The organism is Nocardiopsis ansamitocini, assembly GCF_030268225.1.
Taxonomy (GTDB): Bacteria; Actinomycetota; Actinomycetes; order Streptosporangiales; family Streptosporangiaceae; genus Nocardiopsis_D; species Nocardiopsis_D ansamitocini.
Genome location: NZ_BSQG01000005.1, coordinates 422031 through 438062, shown reverse-complemented (window position 1 = coordinate 438062; position 16032 = coordinate 422031). Strand labels below are relative to the sequence as shown.

14 protein-coding genes and 1 pseudogene are annotated in these 16032 nt (G+C 71.1%); 8 read left to right on the top strand and 7 right to left on the bottom strand.

The window, feature by feature from the left end:
- Both QSJ59_RS16775 and QSJ59_RS16770 read right to left on the bottom strand, forming a co-directional pair.
- Window positions 1-1110: pseudogene (locus QSJ59_RS16775) on the bottom strand (hypothetical protein); the annotation flags it as partial.
- 338 nt (window positions 1111-1448) lie between these two features.
- Window positions 1449-2033, bottom strand: coding sequence for a YbhB/YbcL family Raf kinase inhibitor-like protein (locus tag QSJ59_RS16770; protein ID WP_285760510.1), 585 nt, complete (start codon window positions 2031-2033; stop codon window positions 1449-1451).
- Window positions 2034-2327: 294 nt separating this feature from the next.
- Here QSJ59_RS16770 and QSJ59_RS16765 point away from each other — a divergent pair, with 294 nt between their 5' ends.
- Together QSJ59_RS16765 and QSJ59_RS16760 are read left to right on the top strand one after the other, a co-directional pair.
- Window positions 2328-2624 (top strand): AfsR/SARP family transcriptional regulator, encoded by a 297-nt coding sequence (locus QSJ59_RS16765; RefSeq protein WP_285760598.1) that lies wholly within the window; start codon window positions 2328-2330, stop codon window positions 2622-2624.
- The gene (locus QSJ59_RS16760; RefSeq protein ID WP_285760509.1) at window positions 2563-3075 is read left to right on the top strand and encodes a hypothetical protein; all 513 of its coding nucleotides are present in this window, start codon (window positions 2563-2565) and stop codon (window positions 3073-3075) included. The genes QSJ59_RS16765 and QSJ59_RS16760 overlap by 62 nt, the downstream gene beginning before the upstream one ends.
- 24 nt (window positions 3076-3099) lie before the next feature.
- On the opposite strand, the gene QSJ59_RS16755 is transcribed toward QSJ59_RS16760, so the two are convergent.
- Entirely contained in the window at window positions 3100-3954 is an 855-nt protein-coding gene (locus QSJ59_RS16755; RefSeq protein WP_285760508.1) for an ABC transporter permease, read from the bottom strand.
- The gene (locus QSJ59_RS16750) at window positions 3951-4931 is read right to left on the bottom strand and encodes an ATP-binding cassette domain-containing protein (protein WP_285760507.1); all 981 of its coding nucleotides are present in this window, start codon (window positions 4929-4931) and stop codon (window positions 3951-3953) included. Before QSJ59_RS16750 ends, QSJ59_RS16755 begins: the two co-directional genes overlap by 4 nt.
- A gap of 181 nt (window positions 4932-5112) precedes the next feature.
- Here QSJ59_RS16750 and QSJ59_RS16745 point away from each other — a divergent pair, with 181 nt between their 5' ends.
- Entirely contained in the window at window positions 5113-5670 is a 558-nt protein-coding gene (locus QSJ59_RS16745) for a PH domain-containing protein (protein ID WP_432707494.1), read from the top strand.
- Window positions 5667-7427, top strand: a complete 1761-nt coding sequence (locus tag QSJ59_RS16740) for a PH domain-containing protein (RefSeq protein WP_285760505.1) — start codon at window positions 5667-5669, stop codon at window positions 7425-7427. The genes QSJ59_RS16745 and QSJ59_RS16740 overlap by 4 nt, the downstream gene beginning before the upstream one ends.
- Window positions 7428-7491: 64 nt before the next feature.
- On the opposite strand, the gene sepH is transcribed toward QSJ59_RS16740, so the two are convergent.
- Window positions 7492-8601: a septation protein SepH gene (sepH, locus tag QSJ59_RS16735; protein WP_285760504.1), complete on the bottom strand. Its 1110-nt coding sequence runs from the start codon at window positions 8599-8601 to the stop codon at window positions 7492-7494.
- Between the two features lie 487 nt (window positions 8602-9088).
- Here sepH and QSJ59_RS16730 point away from each other — a divergent pair, with 487 nt between their 5' ends.
- A complete protein-coding gene (locus QSJ59_RS16730; RefSeq protein WP_285760503.1) occupies window positions 9089-10084 on the top strand; it encodes a hypothetical protein in 996 nt (331 codons plus the stop codon).
- 18 nt (window positions 10085-10102) lie between these two features.
- Here the strand turns inward: QSJ59_RS16730 and QSJ59_RS16725 are convergent, their stop codons facing one another.
- On the bottom strand, window positions 10103-11404 hold the full coding sequence (locus QSJ59_RS16725; RefSeq protein WP_285760502.1) for a D-arabinono-1,4-lactone oxidase: 1302 nt from the start codon (window positions 11402-11404) through the stop codon (window positions 10103-10105).
- 124 nt (window positions 11405-11528) lie between these two features.
- On the opposite strand from QSJ59_RS16725, the gene QSJ59_RS16720 reads away from it, so the two are divergent.
- The 3 genes from QSJ59_RS16720 to QSJ59_RS16710 all read left to right on the top strand — a co-directional run bounded on the left by QSJ59_RS16720 (window position 11529) and on the right by QSJ59_RS16710 (window position 15581).
- The gene (locus QSJ59_RS16720) at window positions 11529-12560 is read left to right on the top strand and encodes a ferrochelatase (RefSeq protein WP_285760501.1); all 1032 of its coding nucleotides are present in this window, start codon (window positions 11529-11531) and stop codon (window positions 12558-12560) included.
- A gap of 125 nt (window positions 12561-12685) precedes the next feature.
- Entirely contained in the window at window positions 12686-14710 is a 2025-nt protein-coding gene (locus QSJ59_RS16715; RefSeq protein ID WP_285760500.1) for a S9 family peptidase, read from the top strand.
- 70 nt (window positions 14711-14780) lie between these two features.
- On the top strand, window positions 14781-15581 hold the full coding sequence (locus QSJ59_RS16710) for an inositol monophosphatase family protein (protein ID WP_285760499.1): 801 nt from the start codon (window positions 14781-14783) through the stop codon (window positions 15579-15581).
- Window positions 15582-15663: 82 nt separating this feature from the next.
- Here the strand turns inward: QSJ59_RS16710 and QSJ59_RS16705 are convergent, their stop codons facing one another.
- Window positions 15664-15831 carry a hypothetical protein gene (locus QSJ59_RS16705; RefSeq protein ID WP_285760498.1) on the bottom strand — a complete coding sequence of 56 codons (168 nt, stop codon included), beginning with the start codon at window positions 15829-15831 and terminating at the stop codon, window positions 15664-15666.
- Between the last annotated feature and the right edge of the window lie 201 nt (window positions 15832-16032).

Genomic DNA, 16032 nt, shown 5'->3' with positions numbered 1-16032 from the left:
GTCGTAGGACGATCCGGTTGACTGCGGTGCCTCGTAGCCGCCCCGGCTGTGCGAGCCGGTGTCGTAGGACGACGGACCCGAGGAGAAGGATCCGGTGTCGTAGGAGGAGCGGTTGTGCGAACCGGTGTCGTAGGAGGGTCGCGAGTGCGAGCCGGTGTCGTAGGACGATCCGGTTGACTGCGGTGCCTCGTAGCCGCCCCGGCTGTGCGAGCCGGTGTCGTAGGACGACGGACCCGAGGAGAAGGATCCGGTGTCGTAGGAGGAGCGGTTGTGCGAACCGGTGCTTCCCGACGACGACGAGAGTGGCCCGCCCAGCGGGTCGTCGTCACGGGGGCTCCACGCCTGGGTGCGGTCCGAGGGGCCGGTGCCCGATGCCTGCTCCGGCTTGGGGGCAGGAGGCGCGGGAAGCTCGCGTCGGGCCTGCTGGCCCAGCGGGTCGTGCAGTGCCTCGCCGGCCACCGGGGTGGGCGGATCCGAAGCGGCGGGATCGCCGCTCTCAGTGCCCTGGCCGAGACTTGCCAGCATCGCCAGCGGATCCGCACCGACGGCGGGCGCCGGCTCCGCGGCCGCAGCGCGACCCCGCCGAGAGCCGCGGGTGTCCTCCGCCGGGTAGTCCTCGGGGTCGGGTACCACCGTCATGGCCTGGGTGGACTCGTCGCGGGTGTCGCGGCGCGGCCGTGCCGCATCGCGGTCCTCGTCGTCGTCGACCGGCGCATCATCGGCCAGGCTCGACCAGAAATCGTTGTCGGAGAGCCCGTCGTCCCCGTCGCCCCACTCCTCGGCCACGGCGTCACGGCTGCGGCGGGAGCGCTGCTTGCGGGAACTGCGGGGCTCGGCCTCGGCGCGGGAGCGCCGGCCACCGCGCGAGCGCGGTGCGGGCTCCTCGTCCGCCTCGATGTCGTCGTCCTCATCGACATCGTCCGCGGCAGCGGGGCGGCGGGAACGCCGCGGCCGGCGTTCCTCCTCGTCGTCCTCCACGCCCTCGTCTTCGGCGGCGTCGTACTCGTCGTCGTAGTCGTCCTGGTTGTTGCCGGCCCCCAGGGCACGCAGCCCCAAGACGATCAGCAGGAGTACGACGATGACGATGACGATGACAAACGCAGTAATCATGGTGTACGCACCACCCTGGGCCCCGCGGCCTGATAGAGGACAGAGTTGGCACCGGCAATGGTGATGCGACCGGCCGGTGTCGGACCGTTCCCGCCGTGATGGCGTCCGTACACGATTGGCGGTTCGGGCCATCCCGAAAAGGGATGGCCGTCGTCGGCGCGTACGCGGTCGCGCGTACGAACACGCCGGCGCCAGAACGCGCACGGAACGAATTCGGTCATCAAAGAATCAACGGGGGGCACGGCCCCACTTTATGCATAGATGTGCTGTCCGTGCAGAGGGCGACGTCAGCTTCTCCCTGCAACACGGGGGACGGGGTGTCGATGGCGTGGGCCATGTCACGAATCGCTCACGGACATCAGACGCCCCCTGGCCAGCGTATGCGCAGCAATGGCTCCAAGGGCCTCGTCCAACGGAGCCCCGTCGGACAACTCCAGTTTCTTGGACAGCGCATAAACGGTGAAACGGAACTCGTGCTCCCGTCCTTCCTGAGGACACAGCGGCGCGTAGGCCGCCTCTTCGAAACTGTTCTGTCCCTGCTGCGAGGGCAGGGGCAGCCCGCCCTCGGGAATTTGTGTTTCGCTCGGGTCGATCCCGTAGACCACCCAGTGCACGGTCGCCCCGCCGACGGCCTCGGGATCGTCCACGATCAACGCCAGAGACTCGGTGCTGGTGGGCAGACCCGACCAGCTCAACGGCGGCGAGGCCCCGTCGCCCGCACAGGTGTAACGCTCGGGGACGGCTTCGCCTTCCTGGAGCATCGGACTGGTGACGGTGATGTCGTCCGTGGTTTCACCGTTGTTCGTCTCGATCAGCACCCCGCACCCAGTGGTGAGGGCGGCCAGCGTGACCGCGGCACCGCCGGTGGCGGTGAGTCGGCGGACGCGCTCTCCGACCGGGAGATGTCGTGCGAAGGCGAACATGGGACTCCTGCGAGAACGGGATGAACAAGGGCGCTTCGGCCGGGCCGGCGCGCGGCGGTCCCCGGCGGGACCACGGCAGCGGCGCATCCCCGGCGGGCTCCAACGAACCATACTGCCGTCGGCGGGTCGCTCGCCCCAGAGAACGCGTGTGTCCGGCAGGTCACGACGCCTTGATGACGGCAAGGAGCTGGGATCGGCCACCATAGTGGGGTGAAGTTCTCGATCCTGGGTCCTTTGAGTGTTCGCGACGATCGGGGGAGGTCCGTGCGGGGCGGCGGAGCCTGACCGCGCACCCTGCTCGGACTCCTGCTCGCGGAACCCGGCCACACCGTGGGTGCCCAACGACTCATCGACGAGATCTGGGACGGTGTACCCCCGGCCAGGGCCGACAACATGTTGCAGGCCCTGGTGTCCAAGCTGCGCCGGATCCTCGGCGAGGGGGCAGCGTCCAGCGCTGAGCCGGCCGGCTACCGACTGGCCGTCGAACCCGCCGACGTCGATCCGTGGGCGTTCCAGGACCTCGTGGACCGTGGTCGCCGCGCGGTTCCTCGCCGCCTGCCCCAACGCCCGCGCCCTCGCCATCAGCCGTGAGCAGCTGGGCGTGGCGGGGGAGCGTCTACTCCAGGTGGCGTCGTTGGACCTTCCCCCGAGGGGGGCGATGCCGAACGGGCCACGGGACACGCCTCGGTCCGGCTGTTCGTCGAACGGGCGCGAGCCGTCCAACCCGGTTTCGCGATCACCGAGGGCACAGTGGGCCGCGTCGTGCGGGTGGGCCGCGGGCTCGACGGGATGCCGCCGGCTGGCCGCCGACACCGGTGAGCAGGGGCGCGCGGCCGGCCTGCTGGGGGTCACCGACCGGGTCCGCGGCATCACCGACACGGTCACCCCCGACGCGGTGGCCATGCGGGTCCGGCTGCTGTCGGAGCTGGGGGAGGAGAGGTTCACTCGCGACTACGGCGAAGGACACGCGTTTGACACCGCCGCGACGGTGGCCGGGATCGGCACGTGGATCGCGGGGTGGAACGCCGCCCCGGACAGGTGAACCGTCCGGGGCAGCAGGGCGGGGTCAGGAGCGGCGGCGGTAGGCGCGGGTGGCCAGCGGGAAGAACACGGCCGTCAGCAGCACCGTCCACACCCCGCTCCACAGCAGGGACTCGGCCAGCGGCACGGTCACCGAGGGGTCGTCCGGTCCCAGCATCAGCGACCGCATCGCGTTGGTGACGTGGGTGACCGGGTTGGCGTCGGCGAACACCTGCAACCAGCCCGGCATGTTCTCCGTGGGCACGAACGTGGAACTCGCGAAGGTCAGCGGGAACATCCAGATCGAACCGAAGATGTTGACCGCCATCGGGGTGCGCAGCAGCAGCCCCATGAACGCCGACAACCAGCACAGCGAGAACGCGAAGACCATCAGCACCGCGACTGCCCCCAGGACCCCGGCCGCCCCGCCGCTGGGGCGGAACCCGATGACCAAGGCCACCACGAGGACCATCACCACGGTCAGGAGGTAGCGCACGAGGTCGCCGAGGATCGCCCCGATCAACGGGGCCGAGCGGGCCACCGGGAGGGAGCGGAACCGGTCGAAGATGCCCTTCTCGATGTCGGTGTTGAGCGCGACACCGGTGCCGATGGTGGCGAACACCACCGACTGCGCGGTGATACCGGGGATGATGAAGTCCCGGTAGGTCTGCCAGTCGCCCATCATGGCCTGCCCGAACACGAACACGAACAGCGCCACGAACATGATGGGCATGAAGGTCAGGCCCAGGACCTCTTCGGGGTTGCTCTTGATTCGCAGCAGGCTGCGCCAGGTCAGCAGCAGGCCGTGTTGCACCGCGGTGGCGGGGGAGATGCGGGCCGCTGGTTCCGGCGCCGTCGGTGCGGAGCCCCGCACCGAGGGGTTGTCGGTCACGGCGCTCATACGGCGGTCCTCTCGGGGGAATCGATGGGGGCGTCGGCGCGCTCCGGCGCGGCCGTCCGGCCGGTGATGGCCAGGAACACCTCGTCCAGGCTGGGTTTGCGCAGGGAGAGCTCGGCCACCCCGATCTGTGCGGCGTCCAGGCGCCGCACGACCTCGGGCATCGTGCCGGGGTCGGTGACCGAGGCGCCCACGCCGTGTTCGGTGAGGCGGGCCTCGGCCCCGGTCACCTCTGCCACGATGGCCGCCGCCGTCTGTGCCTGTTCCGGGCGCACCGTCTGTAGTTGCAGGACCTGGTGGCCGGCACGGCCCTTGAGCTCCTCGGGGGTGCCCGTGGCGATGACCTTGCCATGGTCGAGCACCATGATGTCGTCGGCCAGTTGGTCGGCCTCCTCCAGGTACTGGGTGGTCAGCAGGACGGTCACGCCTTCGTCCACCAGCCCGCGCACCACGTCCCACAGTTCGTTGCGGCTGTGCGGGTCGAGTCCGGTGGTGGGTTCGTCCAGGTAGAGAACGCTGGGCCGGCCCACCAGGCTCGCCGCGAGGTCGAGGCGCCGGCGCATGCCCCCGGAGTAGGTCTTCGCGGTGCGGTCGCCGGCATCGGTGAGCGCGAAGCGTTCCAGCAGTTCGGCGGTGCGCAGCCGGGCGTCCGGGCGGGAGTAGCCGAGCAGGCGCGCGATCAGCATCAGGTTCTGCACACCGGTCAGCTCCTGGTCCACCGCCGCGTACTGGCCGGTCAGGCCGATCAGGCGGCGCACCTGATGGGGCTGGCGCACCACGTCGAAGCCGCCCACCAGCGCGTGTCCCTCGTCGGGACGCAGCAGAGTGGACAGGATGCGCACCGTGGTGGTCTTGCCCGATCCGTTGGGACCGAGCACGCCGAGTACGGCCCCGGCGCGGGCGACCAGGTCCACTCCGGCCAGGGCGGCCTTGCCCTTGAAGCGCTTGACGAGGCCCTCGGCGCGGATGGCGTTGGTCATCGGTCCTCCGTGTAAGTCGTGTTCACGCCGGTCAGTCTTGTCGATGCCACTGACAAGAAGCTGACAGGTATCCCCCGAGCGGCTGAGGGGCGGCAGGGGCCGCCACTGGTGCAACACCGCGCCCGTCGGGTGAGTTCCCGTCGAATCGGTGCTTTTCCGCTCGCCGGTCGATCCGGACGTCATGGGATCCAAGCCACAAACCCCTAGACTTGGCCGGGTGACCACCGCCGCCAGCCTTCGCCCCCCGCAGAACCGTGTTTCGCGACGAGCCGTCTGGATGTGGACGGTCCGCAGCGCCATCGGTGTCCTTTTCATGCTCGCCCTGATCGGGGGTGCGTCCTGGGCGGTCGGTTTCTTCGCGTGGTCGTGGGTCCCCGCCCCGGTCGTCGACCACGTCTGGGCCCTCCCGGCCCTCTACGCCTGCTACGGCGTGGCCAAGACGATCATCGCGCCCCGCTGGCGCTACCGGGTGCACCGTTGGGAGGTCACCGCCGACGTCGTGTATACCAGGGTCGGCTGGCTCAGCCGCTCCTGGCAGCTGGTCCCCGTGGGCCGCATCCAGACGGTGGATCACACCCAGGGGTGGCTGGAGCGGATGTTCCGGCTGGCCACCCTTGAGGTGCAGACCGCCTCACACGCCGGTTCCTCCACCATCGAAGGGCTGGAGGAGCCCGAGGCGCAGCGGATCTCCGAGGAACTCGCGGCGCGCGCCGGCGACCTGAGAGACGATGCCACGTGAGCGATCCCCACGAGCAGCCCGAACCGGACCGGCAGCCCGAGCGGCCCCCGGGCCCTCCGGCCGAACCGGGGAGGGCGCCCGACACCGCCGATCCCGCTGCCGGGGTTCCGGTCACGGGGCCGGCCCCGGCCCCCGACCCCCTCTCCGAGGCGGTCGGGGGCACCGGTGACGACGGTGCACCCGCCGCGGCCGCGGCCGAACCGGAGGAGGACCGTCGGCTCAGCCCGAAGACGATGGTCACCGCCTCGCTCAACCAACTGCGGTCCTTCATCATCCCCATCGCCGTCGCCCTGTTCGCGGGGCAGTTCAACCCCTGGGTACTGGGCGGTTCGGGCATCGCACTGGTCGGCATCCTCATTTCGGGCGTCTACACCTACAAGACCTTCCGCTACCGCGTGGGAGCCGAGCGTCTGGAGATCCGCAGCGGCCTCATCGCCCGGTCCCGCCGCACCATTCCGCTGGAGCGCATCCGCGGGGTGGACATCACCTCCACCCTTCTGCACCGCGTCTTCGGGCTCGCCGTGGTCAAGATCGAGGCCGCGGCCGGTGGCAGCGGTGCGGAGGAAGGCAAGCTCGACGCGGTCACCCGTGCCGAGGCCGAGCGGCTGCGTACCGAACTCCTGCACCGCCGTGCGCTGCTGACCGGCGCGCCGGAGCCGGACGCCGCTGCCGTTCAGGTCGATTCCCAGGACCCGCAGACCGAGGAAGGCGGGCACGAGCAGCACGCTCCAGGCGCAGCGGCACCGGCGGACGTCGTCTACTTCCAGATGCCCACGCGCTGGTACTTCTACGCGGTACTGAGCCTGGGCTACCTGCTCACCCCATTCGCGGCCCTCGCCGCGCTGTTCGGTTTCGCCTCCCAGGTGTTCGGCGGCGACACCCTCAGCGACTACCTGGCCGACGGTGCGATCGCCGCGGTGGACGCCGCGCGCGACGGACTGCTGGTCCTCGTCCTGTTGGCAGTAGGGCTGGTTCTGTTCCTGGCCGTGGCCATGCCGCTGTTCGCGGTCATCACCTACGCGGTGAACCACTGGAACTTCACGCTGCGCCGCAGCGGTGAGTCGTTGGTGACCGAGCGCGGGCTGTTCACCCGGCGCAGCGTCACCCTGGAGCACCGCCGTATCCGCGGGCACGAGCTCGCCGACACCCCCTTGGAGCGGACGCGTTCCCTGGTCAAGCTGTCGGCGATCGTGACCGGGCTCGCCGACAGCTCCACCCGCGCCACCCTGTTGCCCATCGGCAAGCGCGTCACCGTCGACGCCGTCGTCGCCCGGGCGCTGGCGCCCTTCACCGCGTCGCTCATCGCGCACCCGCCGGCGGCCCGCACCCGCCGCCTGGTGCGGGCGATCGTGCCCTTCGCCCTGCTCGCCGCCGGGGCCGGGGCGCTGGGCTGGTACTGGGTGGCGGGCGGCCTGGCGGTCCTCGCCCTGTTGGGCGTCCCACTGGGGCTGGACCGTTACCGCTCGCTGGGGCACGGCTACGACGGCGGCCGGGTCAGCGTGCGCTCGGGGTCGTTGCAGCGCGGCCAGGCCGTCGTGGAGCAGGGCGCGATCATCGGCTGGTCGTGGTCGCAGACGCTGTTCCAACGACGCTCGGGCCTGGCCACCATGGAGGTCGCGGTTGGGGCCGGCAGCGGCAGCTACGACGCCGTCGACGCCGACTTCCACGAGTCGGTGGCTTTCGCCGCGGACGTCACCCCGGCCATGATCGGACCGTTCCTGGTCGCCGAGCCCGAGCCGGATCAGGGCCGACCGTAGTACCGCAACGACGAAGGGGGCCACCGATCTTCATCGGTGGCCCCCTTCGTCGTTGCGGCGTGCGCTACTCCGACTTCTTGGAGCCGAACATGATCTCGTCCCAGGAGGGGACCGAGGCGCGCCGTCCACGTCCCTTGCGCCGAGGCGGCTGGGCCCCACCGGAGGTGGAGGTGGGCAGTGGCGGTTCGGGGCGGGCGGGTGGTTGGGCCGCGGCGGGACGCTGTGCCGCCGCCGGTTGGGCGGCCGGTGGCCGCTCGGAGACGGGCTGTTGCGCCGCGGGAGCCTCGGGCCGGGGCTCGGGCTGCACGGGCCTGGCGGGTTCCGGGCGGTACCGGGGTTCGGCCGCCGGACGTCCGGGCGAACCGAAACCGGAGTCGGGCTCCATGGCGCGCACCCGATCAGGAGTGATCGGGACCCGGGGTCCCTGCGCGCCGAGCGGGCGTGGCGCGGGCGCCGGGGCCTGCGTCGGCTCGGGCTCTGGTTCGGGGGGCGGCGCCACCTGCTCCATGGCCGGGGCGATGTCACGCACGCTGGGCCGCCGGGGCACGAACGGGGTGACGTTGGCGCTGCCGGGGCCGAGGTCCAGCGGTTCTTCGGGGGGAGCGCCGCTCAGGAAGCGCACGGCCTCCTCGTCGTAGGGCGTGACCGAGCGCCGTCTGGGGTCGAAGACCCAGTGCGCGACGTGTTCCATGCCGGAGAGCGAGAAGGTCAGCTTGACCTGCCAGGTGTTGTCCTCGCGCTTCCAGGAGTCCCACAGTGCGTCGCCGGTTTCGAGCTGGTGCTGGCCGATCCGCTCGGCCACCACCTCTCCCAGGGTCGGCCCCGGTGAGGAGTCGCCCTGGCGGCGTACGCTGACCCGTTGGGCCTGCTGGGCGATGTACTCGCGTTCTTGAAGGACCGGGCCCTCGAACCAGCGCACACGCTCGATGGGGATCCCGGCGGCCTGGGCGATGGACTCCGCGGTCTCGCCCGAGCGGATCCGGGCCTGGATTTCCTTTGGGCGCAACGGATTCTCCACTTCGATCTCGTACTGGCCGAGCCGAGAGAACTGGCCGCGCACAGCGGCGCGCAGACGATCGTCGACGGGCAGCATGAACCGGGTTCCGCGGCCGGCGCTCGCCAGCACCAGGTAGGTTCCGTCCTCGCTGACGGCGACCAGGCGAAGCTCCTGCATCGCCCTCCCTTTCGCGTCCCGTCGAGGGTATGTCGGTATGCCCTACATCCCCCACGTCTTCAGTCTTGTCGGCCTCAGCCCTTTCGGCCAGTACCGCGCCCGGCATGTCCGAACCCGCGAGGCTGGTTCGGATGAAATGGTGCGCCCGAGCCCGGACATGCCGGGAGCTCTCAGGCGTCGCGTTCCTATCGTGCCATCTTGACACGCCGATGGGGCGGCCCCGAGGTCACGGATTCGACTCCGCCGCGATCCGCGCTTGACGCCGTGCCGGTGATGCTATCCGCACAGGTGATGCGGGGAAGGTCAAGCCCCTCCAATCGGCGCGTCTTCCGTGTGAAGCACATAAAACCGACTTTTGGCGAATCGACACGCCGCTCGCTATCCAAGGGTGATCCATCCAATTTCTTCTAGTTATAGGAACATTGTTGGCCTTGGTGAAAGTTGTCCACTTGTGGACGCATGACTAGTGAAGTGTCCGTAGTGAGTCATGAGCGGTGTCCACCGCGCCACCACGGTCCACCACCAGGAGAGGGGGAAGATGAGCGAGGACGCGCAAGAGAAGAAGAAACGGATCGATCTGAGCATGTCCCAGATCGCCGGCGGTGGGCTCGCCACGTTGACTGCGGCAACGGCGGCCTCCTACCTGGGGGTCTACGGCACGATCATCGGTGCCGCGGTCATGAGCGTCATCAGCACGGTTGGAACGGCCGTCGCCCAGCACTACCTCAAGCGCAGCGGGGACCAGGCCCGTGTCCTGGCCGAACGGGCCCACCTGGTGCCCGGGGGGCCCAACGCCCCCATGACCGCCACCGGCGAACTGCGTGTCAGTGGACCGGGGACCGTCACCGACGCCGACACCCTGCTGGCGGCGACCACCGAGACCGGTGCCACCGACCTCGACGACCACACGCGGACCCGGGCGCTTCCCGTTCTGGGCACAGACGTCACTGGTGCCACCGACACCACACGGGCGATCCCCGAGCCCGACGCCGACGACCCCCAGGACGGTCCCGGCCCCCTCCCCGCAGCGAAGTGGAAGAGCCCGCGCTCGATGATCCTGGCCGCCGTCGCGGTTTTCCTCGTGGTCATGGCCGTCATCTTCACGTTCGAGCTGGTCTCGGGGCGCTCACTGGGAGACACCGTGCGCGGCCGGGACGGCGCATCGGCACCCTCGCTGTTGGGCGGCGCGCCGGCGACGGAACCGGCCGACCCCGGTGAGCAGGAGTCCGGCCCCCGGCCCGACGCGGTGGAGTCCTCACCGGAGCCGGTGGCCCCCGAGCCGTCGACCGATCCGCAGGACGGGACCACCGACGACAGCACCACCGGGCCCGTCGACCCGACCGGGCCCGCCCCGGACGAGCCAGGCGAGCCGACCGCACAGCCCGAGCCCGGTTCCGAGGGCGGGCAGGACGGTGGCGACCAGGAGCCCGGCGCCCCCGCACCCGCCCCCGGCGGGCAGGGCGAGCAGGGGACGCCGCCCTGATCCTCGGCCGCCCAGGACTCAGGGGCCCAGGACGGTGTCCAGGTAGGGGTTGGCGAACCGGCGCCGGGGATCGACCCGTTCGCGAACGGCCAGTGCGCTGTCGAGCCGGGGGTACACCGTCTCCAGGTAGGAGCGGTCGCGGGTGTGCATCTTGGCCCAGTGCGGCCGTCCGCCCACACTCGTGAAGATGGCCTCCAGGTCCGCGAAGTACGCCTCGTGCGGCGTTCCCTTGTAGACGTGCGCGGCCACGTAGGCGGTCTCGCGGCCGTAGGCCGTGGACAGCCACACCTCGTCGGCCGGGGCGAAGCGGATCTCCAACGGGAAACTGATCCGGTGCCTGCCCCGGTCCAGGACCTCCTTGACCGCGCGCAGCACGTCGGCGAGGTGCTCGGCGGGGACCGCGTACTCCATCTCCAGGAACTTCACCCGCCGCGGGCTGGCGAAGACCTTGTGGGAGCGGTCGCTATAGGTGCGCGCCGAGAGCGCGCGGGCCGACACCTGGTTGAGGGCCGGAACGACCGACGGCATCCTGCGGGCCGCCCTGTTCGCTGCCTCGAACACTGTGTTGGACAGGAATTCGTCGTCCAGCCACGCCTTGAACGCCGTCAGCGGCCGGGCCGGCCCCCCGACCCGGTTGTTGCGCTTGGTGTTGGTGGACCCGGTGTGGGGGAACCAGTAGAACTCGAAGTGCTCGTTGTCGGCGCGCAGTTCCGGCAACCGTTCCAGCACCTCCGCCAACGGCATGGGTTCTTCCCGCGCGTGCAGCAGGAAGGCCGGTTCGATCGCCATGGTCACCGCGCTCACCACGCCGAATGCGCCCAGTCCCAGGCGCGCCGCCGCGAACAGCTCCGGTTCGACGTCGGCCGAGCAGGTCACCACCGACCCGTCGGCCAGCACGATCTCCAGGCCGCGGACCTGCGCGGCGAGACCGGCCGAGGAACGTCCGGTGCCGTGCGTCCCGGTCTGGGTGGCCCCGGCCACGGTCTGCACCGCGATGTCGCCCATGTTGGTCAGGGCGACCCCGTGCTCGGCCAGGGCGGTGTTGAAGTCGCACAGCTGGGCGCCCGCCTCCACCGTCGCGGTGCCCGCCGCGGGGTCGATCGAGCGGACGCGCGACAGCGCGGTGGGGGAGAGCATCAGGCCGTCGGTCACGGCGACGGCGGTGAAGGAATGGCCCGAGCCGACCATCCGTACCCGCAGGCCGTCGTCGCCGGCTGAGCGCACCGCCGCGACGATCTCGGCGGTGCTGTTGGGGGTTGCCATCCGGCGCGGACGCGCTCGGTGTGTATCGGCCCACGTGAGCCAAGTCACATTGCTCATGGGGGGAGGCTACCCAGCCGAACGGGAGAGGGTAACCGCTCGGTAACTTTTGTTCCGGGACGGTTACCCGCGCTTGCCCGGGGGTCGGGCGGGACACGCCCGAACAGCTGGTTTCATGGGACCTATGAGCTCCTACGACGCGTTTTTGCTCCTCTCCTTCGGCGGCCCGGAGAAGACCGACGATGTCATCCCGTTCCTCGAAAACGTCACCCGAGGCCGCAACATCCCGCGCGAGCGGCTGGCCCAGGTGGGCGAGCACTATTTCCTCTTCGGCGGGGTCAGCCCCATCAACCAGCAGTGCCGCGACCTGATCGAGGCGATCCGTGCCGACTTCGACGCCAACGGCGTCGAACTCCCCGTCTACTGGGGCAACCGCAACTGGGACCCCTACCTGGAGGAAACCGTCGCGCAGATGGCCCGCGACGGCGTCCGCCGCGTCGTCGCACTGGCCACGTCGGCCCACAGCTGCTACTCCAGCCACCGCCAGTACATCGAGGACATCGACCGGGCCCGGGCCGCCGTCGAGGACGCCCCGCACATCGACCTCATCCGCCCCTACTACGACCACCCCGGCTTCATCGAGTCCTTCGCGGACAACACCGTCAAGGCACTGGAGCGGCTGCCCGCCGAGCTGCGCCCCGGCGCCCGGCTGCTGTACTCCGCGCACTCGATCCCCGAGACCATGGCCCAGGCGTCGGGCGACCCGCGCCAGGACTACGGGCCCACCGGCGCCTACGAGGCCCAGCTGGCCGAGGCCGCCCGCCTGATCACCGAACGCGTGGGCGGCGGGCACCGGTACGAGCTCGTCTACCAGAGCCGCAGCGGTCCGCCCAGCCAGCCGTGGCTGGAGCCCGACATCAACGACCGCCTCGCCGAACTCAAGGACGAAGGGGTGGAAGCGGTCGTCGTCGTGCCGCACGGCTTCGTCTCCGACCACATGGAGGTCAAGTACGACCTCGACGTCGAGGCGCTGGAGACCGCCGGCAAGCTCGGAATGCGCCTGGAGCGCGCACTGTGCCCGGGCACCCACCCGGCCTTCGTGGCGATGGTGCGCGACCTGGTCGCCGAGCGCTCCGAGGAACGCCCGCCCGCCGGTCTGAGCAGGATCGTGCGCAAGTGCCACGAATGCCCGCCCGACTGCTGCAAGATCCGCTGACCCCGCGCGCCCGCCGTCCGCGTCGCGGCGGGCGCCGTCCAAGGCGGCCCCTCCCCTCCTCACGCCGGGTATCCCCCCGTGGATAGGGTCCGAGGAGATCCGATGTCGACGATGCGGAGGGTTCTGTGAGTCACCCGTGGTGTGAGCTAGACGGATACATGGCGTTGCGCCGAGTCAACGGACTGTGCCTGTCCCCGGACGGCCGACGGCTGGTCGCCCCGGTCGGCGAACTCGCCCCGGACGGCACATCGTTTGGCACCTCGCTCTGGGAGATCGACCCCGAGGGCCGCACCGCGCCCCGCAGGATCACCCGCTCCGCCGCGGGCGAGAGCGCGCCCGCCTTCCTGCCGGACGGCTCGCTGCTGTTCTCGACCAGGCGCCCCGACCCCGACGCCGCACCCGGCACCGACCCCACCGCAGCCCTGTGGCTGCTGCCCGCGGGCGGGGGAGAGGCCATGCCCGTGGCCGCCCGGCCGGGAGGAATCGGCGCGGTCACGGTCGCGCGCGACGCCGGGACGGTCCTCTACACCGCCCAGACCCTGCCCGGGGCCACCGACGCGGACGAGGACACGGCGGCGCGCAAGGCCCGTAAGGACGCCGGCGTGACCGCGATCCTGCACGAGGCCCACCCGGTCCGCTCCTGGGACCACGACCTCGGCCCCGCCCAGCCCCGGTTGTTCGCGGCGGCGCCCCCCGAAGGCCCCGACTCCGGCCTGGGGGCCACGCGCGACCTCACCCCCGCTCCCGGGGGAGCACTGCACAATGCCGACCCGGCGATCTCCCCGGACGGCCGCACCGCGGTGGTCGTCTGGCTGACCTCCACCGAGACCGCCGAACCGTATGAGGAACTGGTCGCGATCGACATCGCCACCGGCGACCGCAGAACCCTCGCCGACGACCCCCGGCACGACTCCTACGGGTCCCCGCGGATCTCCCCGGACGGGCGCTGGGTCCTGACCGTGGCCTCCCACGAGGGCACCTACGACGGCGAACCCCGCAACAGCACCCTCTGGCTGATCGACCTCGCAACCGGCCGGGGCCGCGACCTGCTGCCCGAACACGAACTGTGGCCGCGCGAGACCGCCTGGGCACCCGACTCCTCGGCCGTCTACTTCGTCGCCGACGACCACGGCCGCCGCCCCGCCTGGCGGGTCGGCCTCGACGACGCGGCACCGGTCCGCCTCACCGCGGAGGGCGCCTACAGCGCGCTCAACCCCGCCCCCGACGGCGCGTCCCTCTACGCCCTGCGCGACTCCTGGGACGAGCCGCCCACCCCCGTGCGCCTCGACACCCGCGCCACCGGCCAGGACCCCGCACGCCTCCCCTCGCCCACCCCCGCACTGGACCCGCCGGGCACCCTCACCGAGGTCGAGGCCACCGCCGACGACGGCACCGTCATCAGGTCCTGGCTGGTACTGCCCGACGGAGCCTCCGACTCCGCACCGGCCCCGCTGCTGCTGTGGGTGCACGGCGGCCCCTACATGAGCTTCAACGGCTGGTCCTGGCGCTGGAACCCCTGGCTGATGGCGGCCCGGGGCTACGCGGTGCTGCTGCCCGACCCGGCACTGTCCACGGGGTACGGCCAGCAGATGCTGCGCCGCGGCTGGGGCGACTGGGGGCCGCGTACCTTCGCCGACGTCATGGCCGTCACCGACGCCGCCGTGGCCCGCCCCGACATCGACGCCGAGCGCACCGCGATGATGGGCGGCTCCTTCGGCGGCTTCATGGCGAACTGGATCGCCGGACACACCGACCGTTTCAAGGCGATCGTCTCCCACGCCTCCCTGTGGTCGCTGGACGGCTTCCACGCCACCACCGACTCCCCGGCGGTGTGGATGCGCGAGTTCGGCGAGCCCCGCACCCAGCCGGAGCGCTACCTGCGCAACTCACCCCATCTGCACGTCGCGGACATCCGCACGCCGATGCTGGTCATCCACGGCGACAAGGACTACCGGGTGCCCATCGGCGAAGGGCTGCGGCTGTGGTGGGACCTGCTCAGCCACCGGGTCGACGCCAAATTCCTCTACTACCCAAACGAGAACCACTGGATCCTCGGCCCGGGCAACGCCAAGGTCTGGTACGAGACCGTCTTCGCCTTCCTCGACCACCACGTGCACGGCAACGAATGGCGCCGCCCCGACCTGCTGTGAACCCGGCGAACATCGGCACCACCGATCGGGCTCGGGCCCACAACCGGCAACAACCAAGGAGAGACAACTGATGGCCGACCACGACCCGCACGACCTCCTGGCACTGGCGCTGCGCGCCGCCGAGGACGCCGGTGCGCTGGCCGCGCGCGGCCAGGCCGGAATCGCGGTCCTGGACACGAAGTCCTCGCCCACCGACGTCGTGACCGAGATGGACCGGGCCGCCGAGGAGCTGATCCGGGAGGTGCTGCTCGGCGCGCGCCCGGGCGACGCGATCCTGGGGGAGGAGGGCGGCGCCGCCGAGGGCCGATCCGGCGTGCGCTGGCTGGTCGACCCGATCGACGGCACCGTCAACTACCTCTACGGGCGCCCCGACTGGGCGGTGTCCATCGCAGCGGAGGCCGACGGCGTCGTGGTGGCCGGGGTGGTCTTCGCGCCGGCGCGCGGCACCGTCTACACGGCGGTGCTGGGGGAGGGCGCCACCCGGGACGGGAGCCCCATCACGGCGGCCCCTCGGGTGGGGCTGGGACTCGCGCTGGTGGGCACCGGTTTCGGCTACGCGGCCCAGCGCCGCGTCCACCAGGCCGCGGTGTTGAGCGAGGTGGTTCCGCGCGTCCGCGACATCCGCAGGGCGGGCGCGGCGGCCCTGGACTTGTGCGCGGTGGCCGACGGCCAGCTCAACGCCTACTACGAGCGCGGGCTGCACCCCTGGGACTGGGGCGCGGGCGCGCTCGTCGCGCAGGAGGCGGGCGCCCGGGTGGGCGGCCTCCGCGGGCTCGGCCCCAACGGGGACCTGACCCTGGCGGCGGCGCCGGGACTGTTCGAGGAACTGCACAACCTGCTGGAGCCCTTGGGGGCCGACCGGGACGCCTAAAGGCGGCGGGAAGCGACGAGGCCGGGCCGTGTCCCCTCACGGGGACGCGGCCCGGCCTCGGTGGATCCGTGGGCTCGGCGCTCTAGGCGAAGCGCGGGTCGATGCCGTTTCTGGCGGCGATGCGGCGCAGGTCCTCAAGTTCCGACGCGTGCGTGTCGGCAAGGAAGTCGTCTTCGGCGGCCTGGGCCGCTTGCAGCGACGTGTAGGTCTCGTTGATGCGGACCCGAATCTCAGACAGGAACTCGCCCATCGTCACTCCCCTCTCACCCACATGGTCAGCGGTCGCGGAACATACCCACGACGGCGCTGGTGCCGAACCCCGCAGAGGCAAAGTTCACCAACCGGTAACACGACGTTGTGCCAGATCCGGGCGGTTCCCCCGCGAGGTCCCAACATGATGCCAACCCCTCCGGAAATCCCGCAAGCGGGGGTGCCTTAGGCGTTTTCGGTC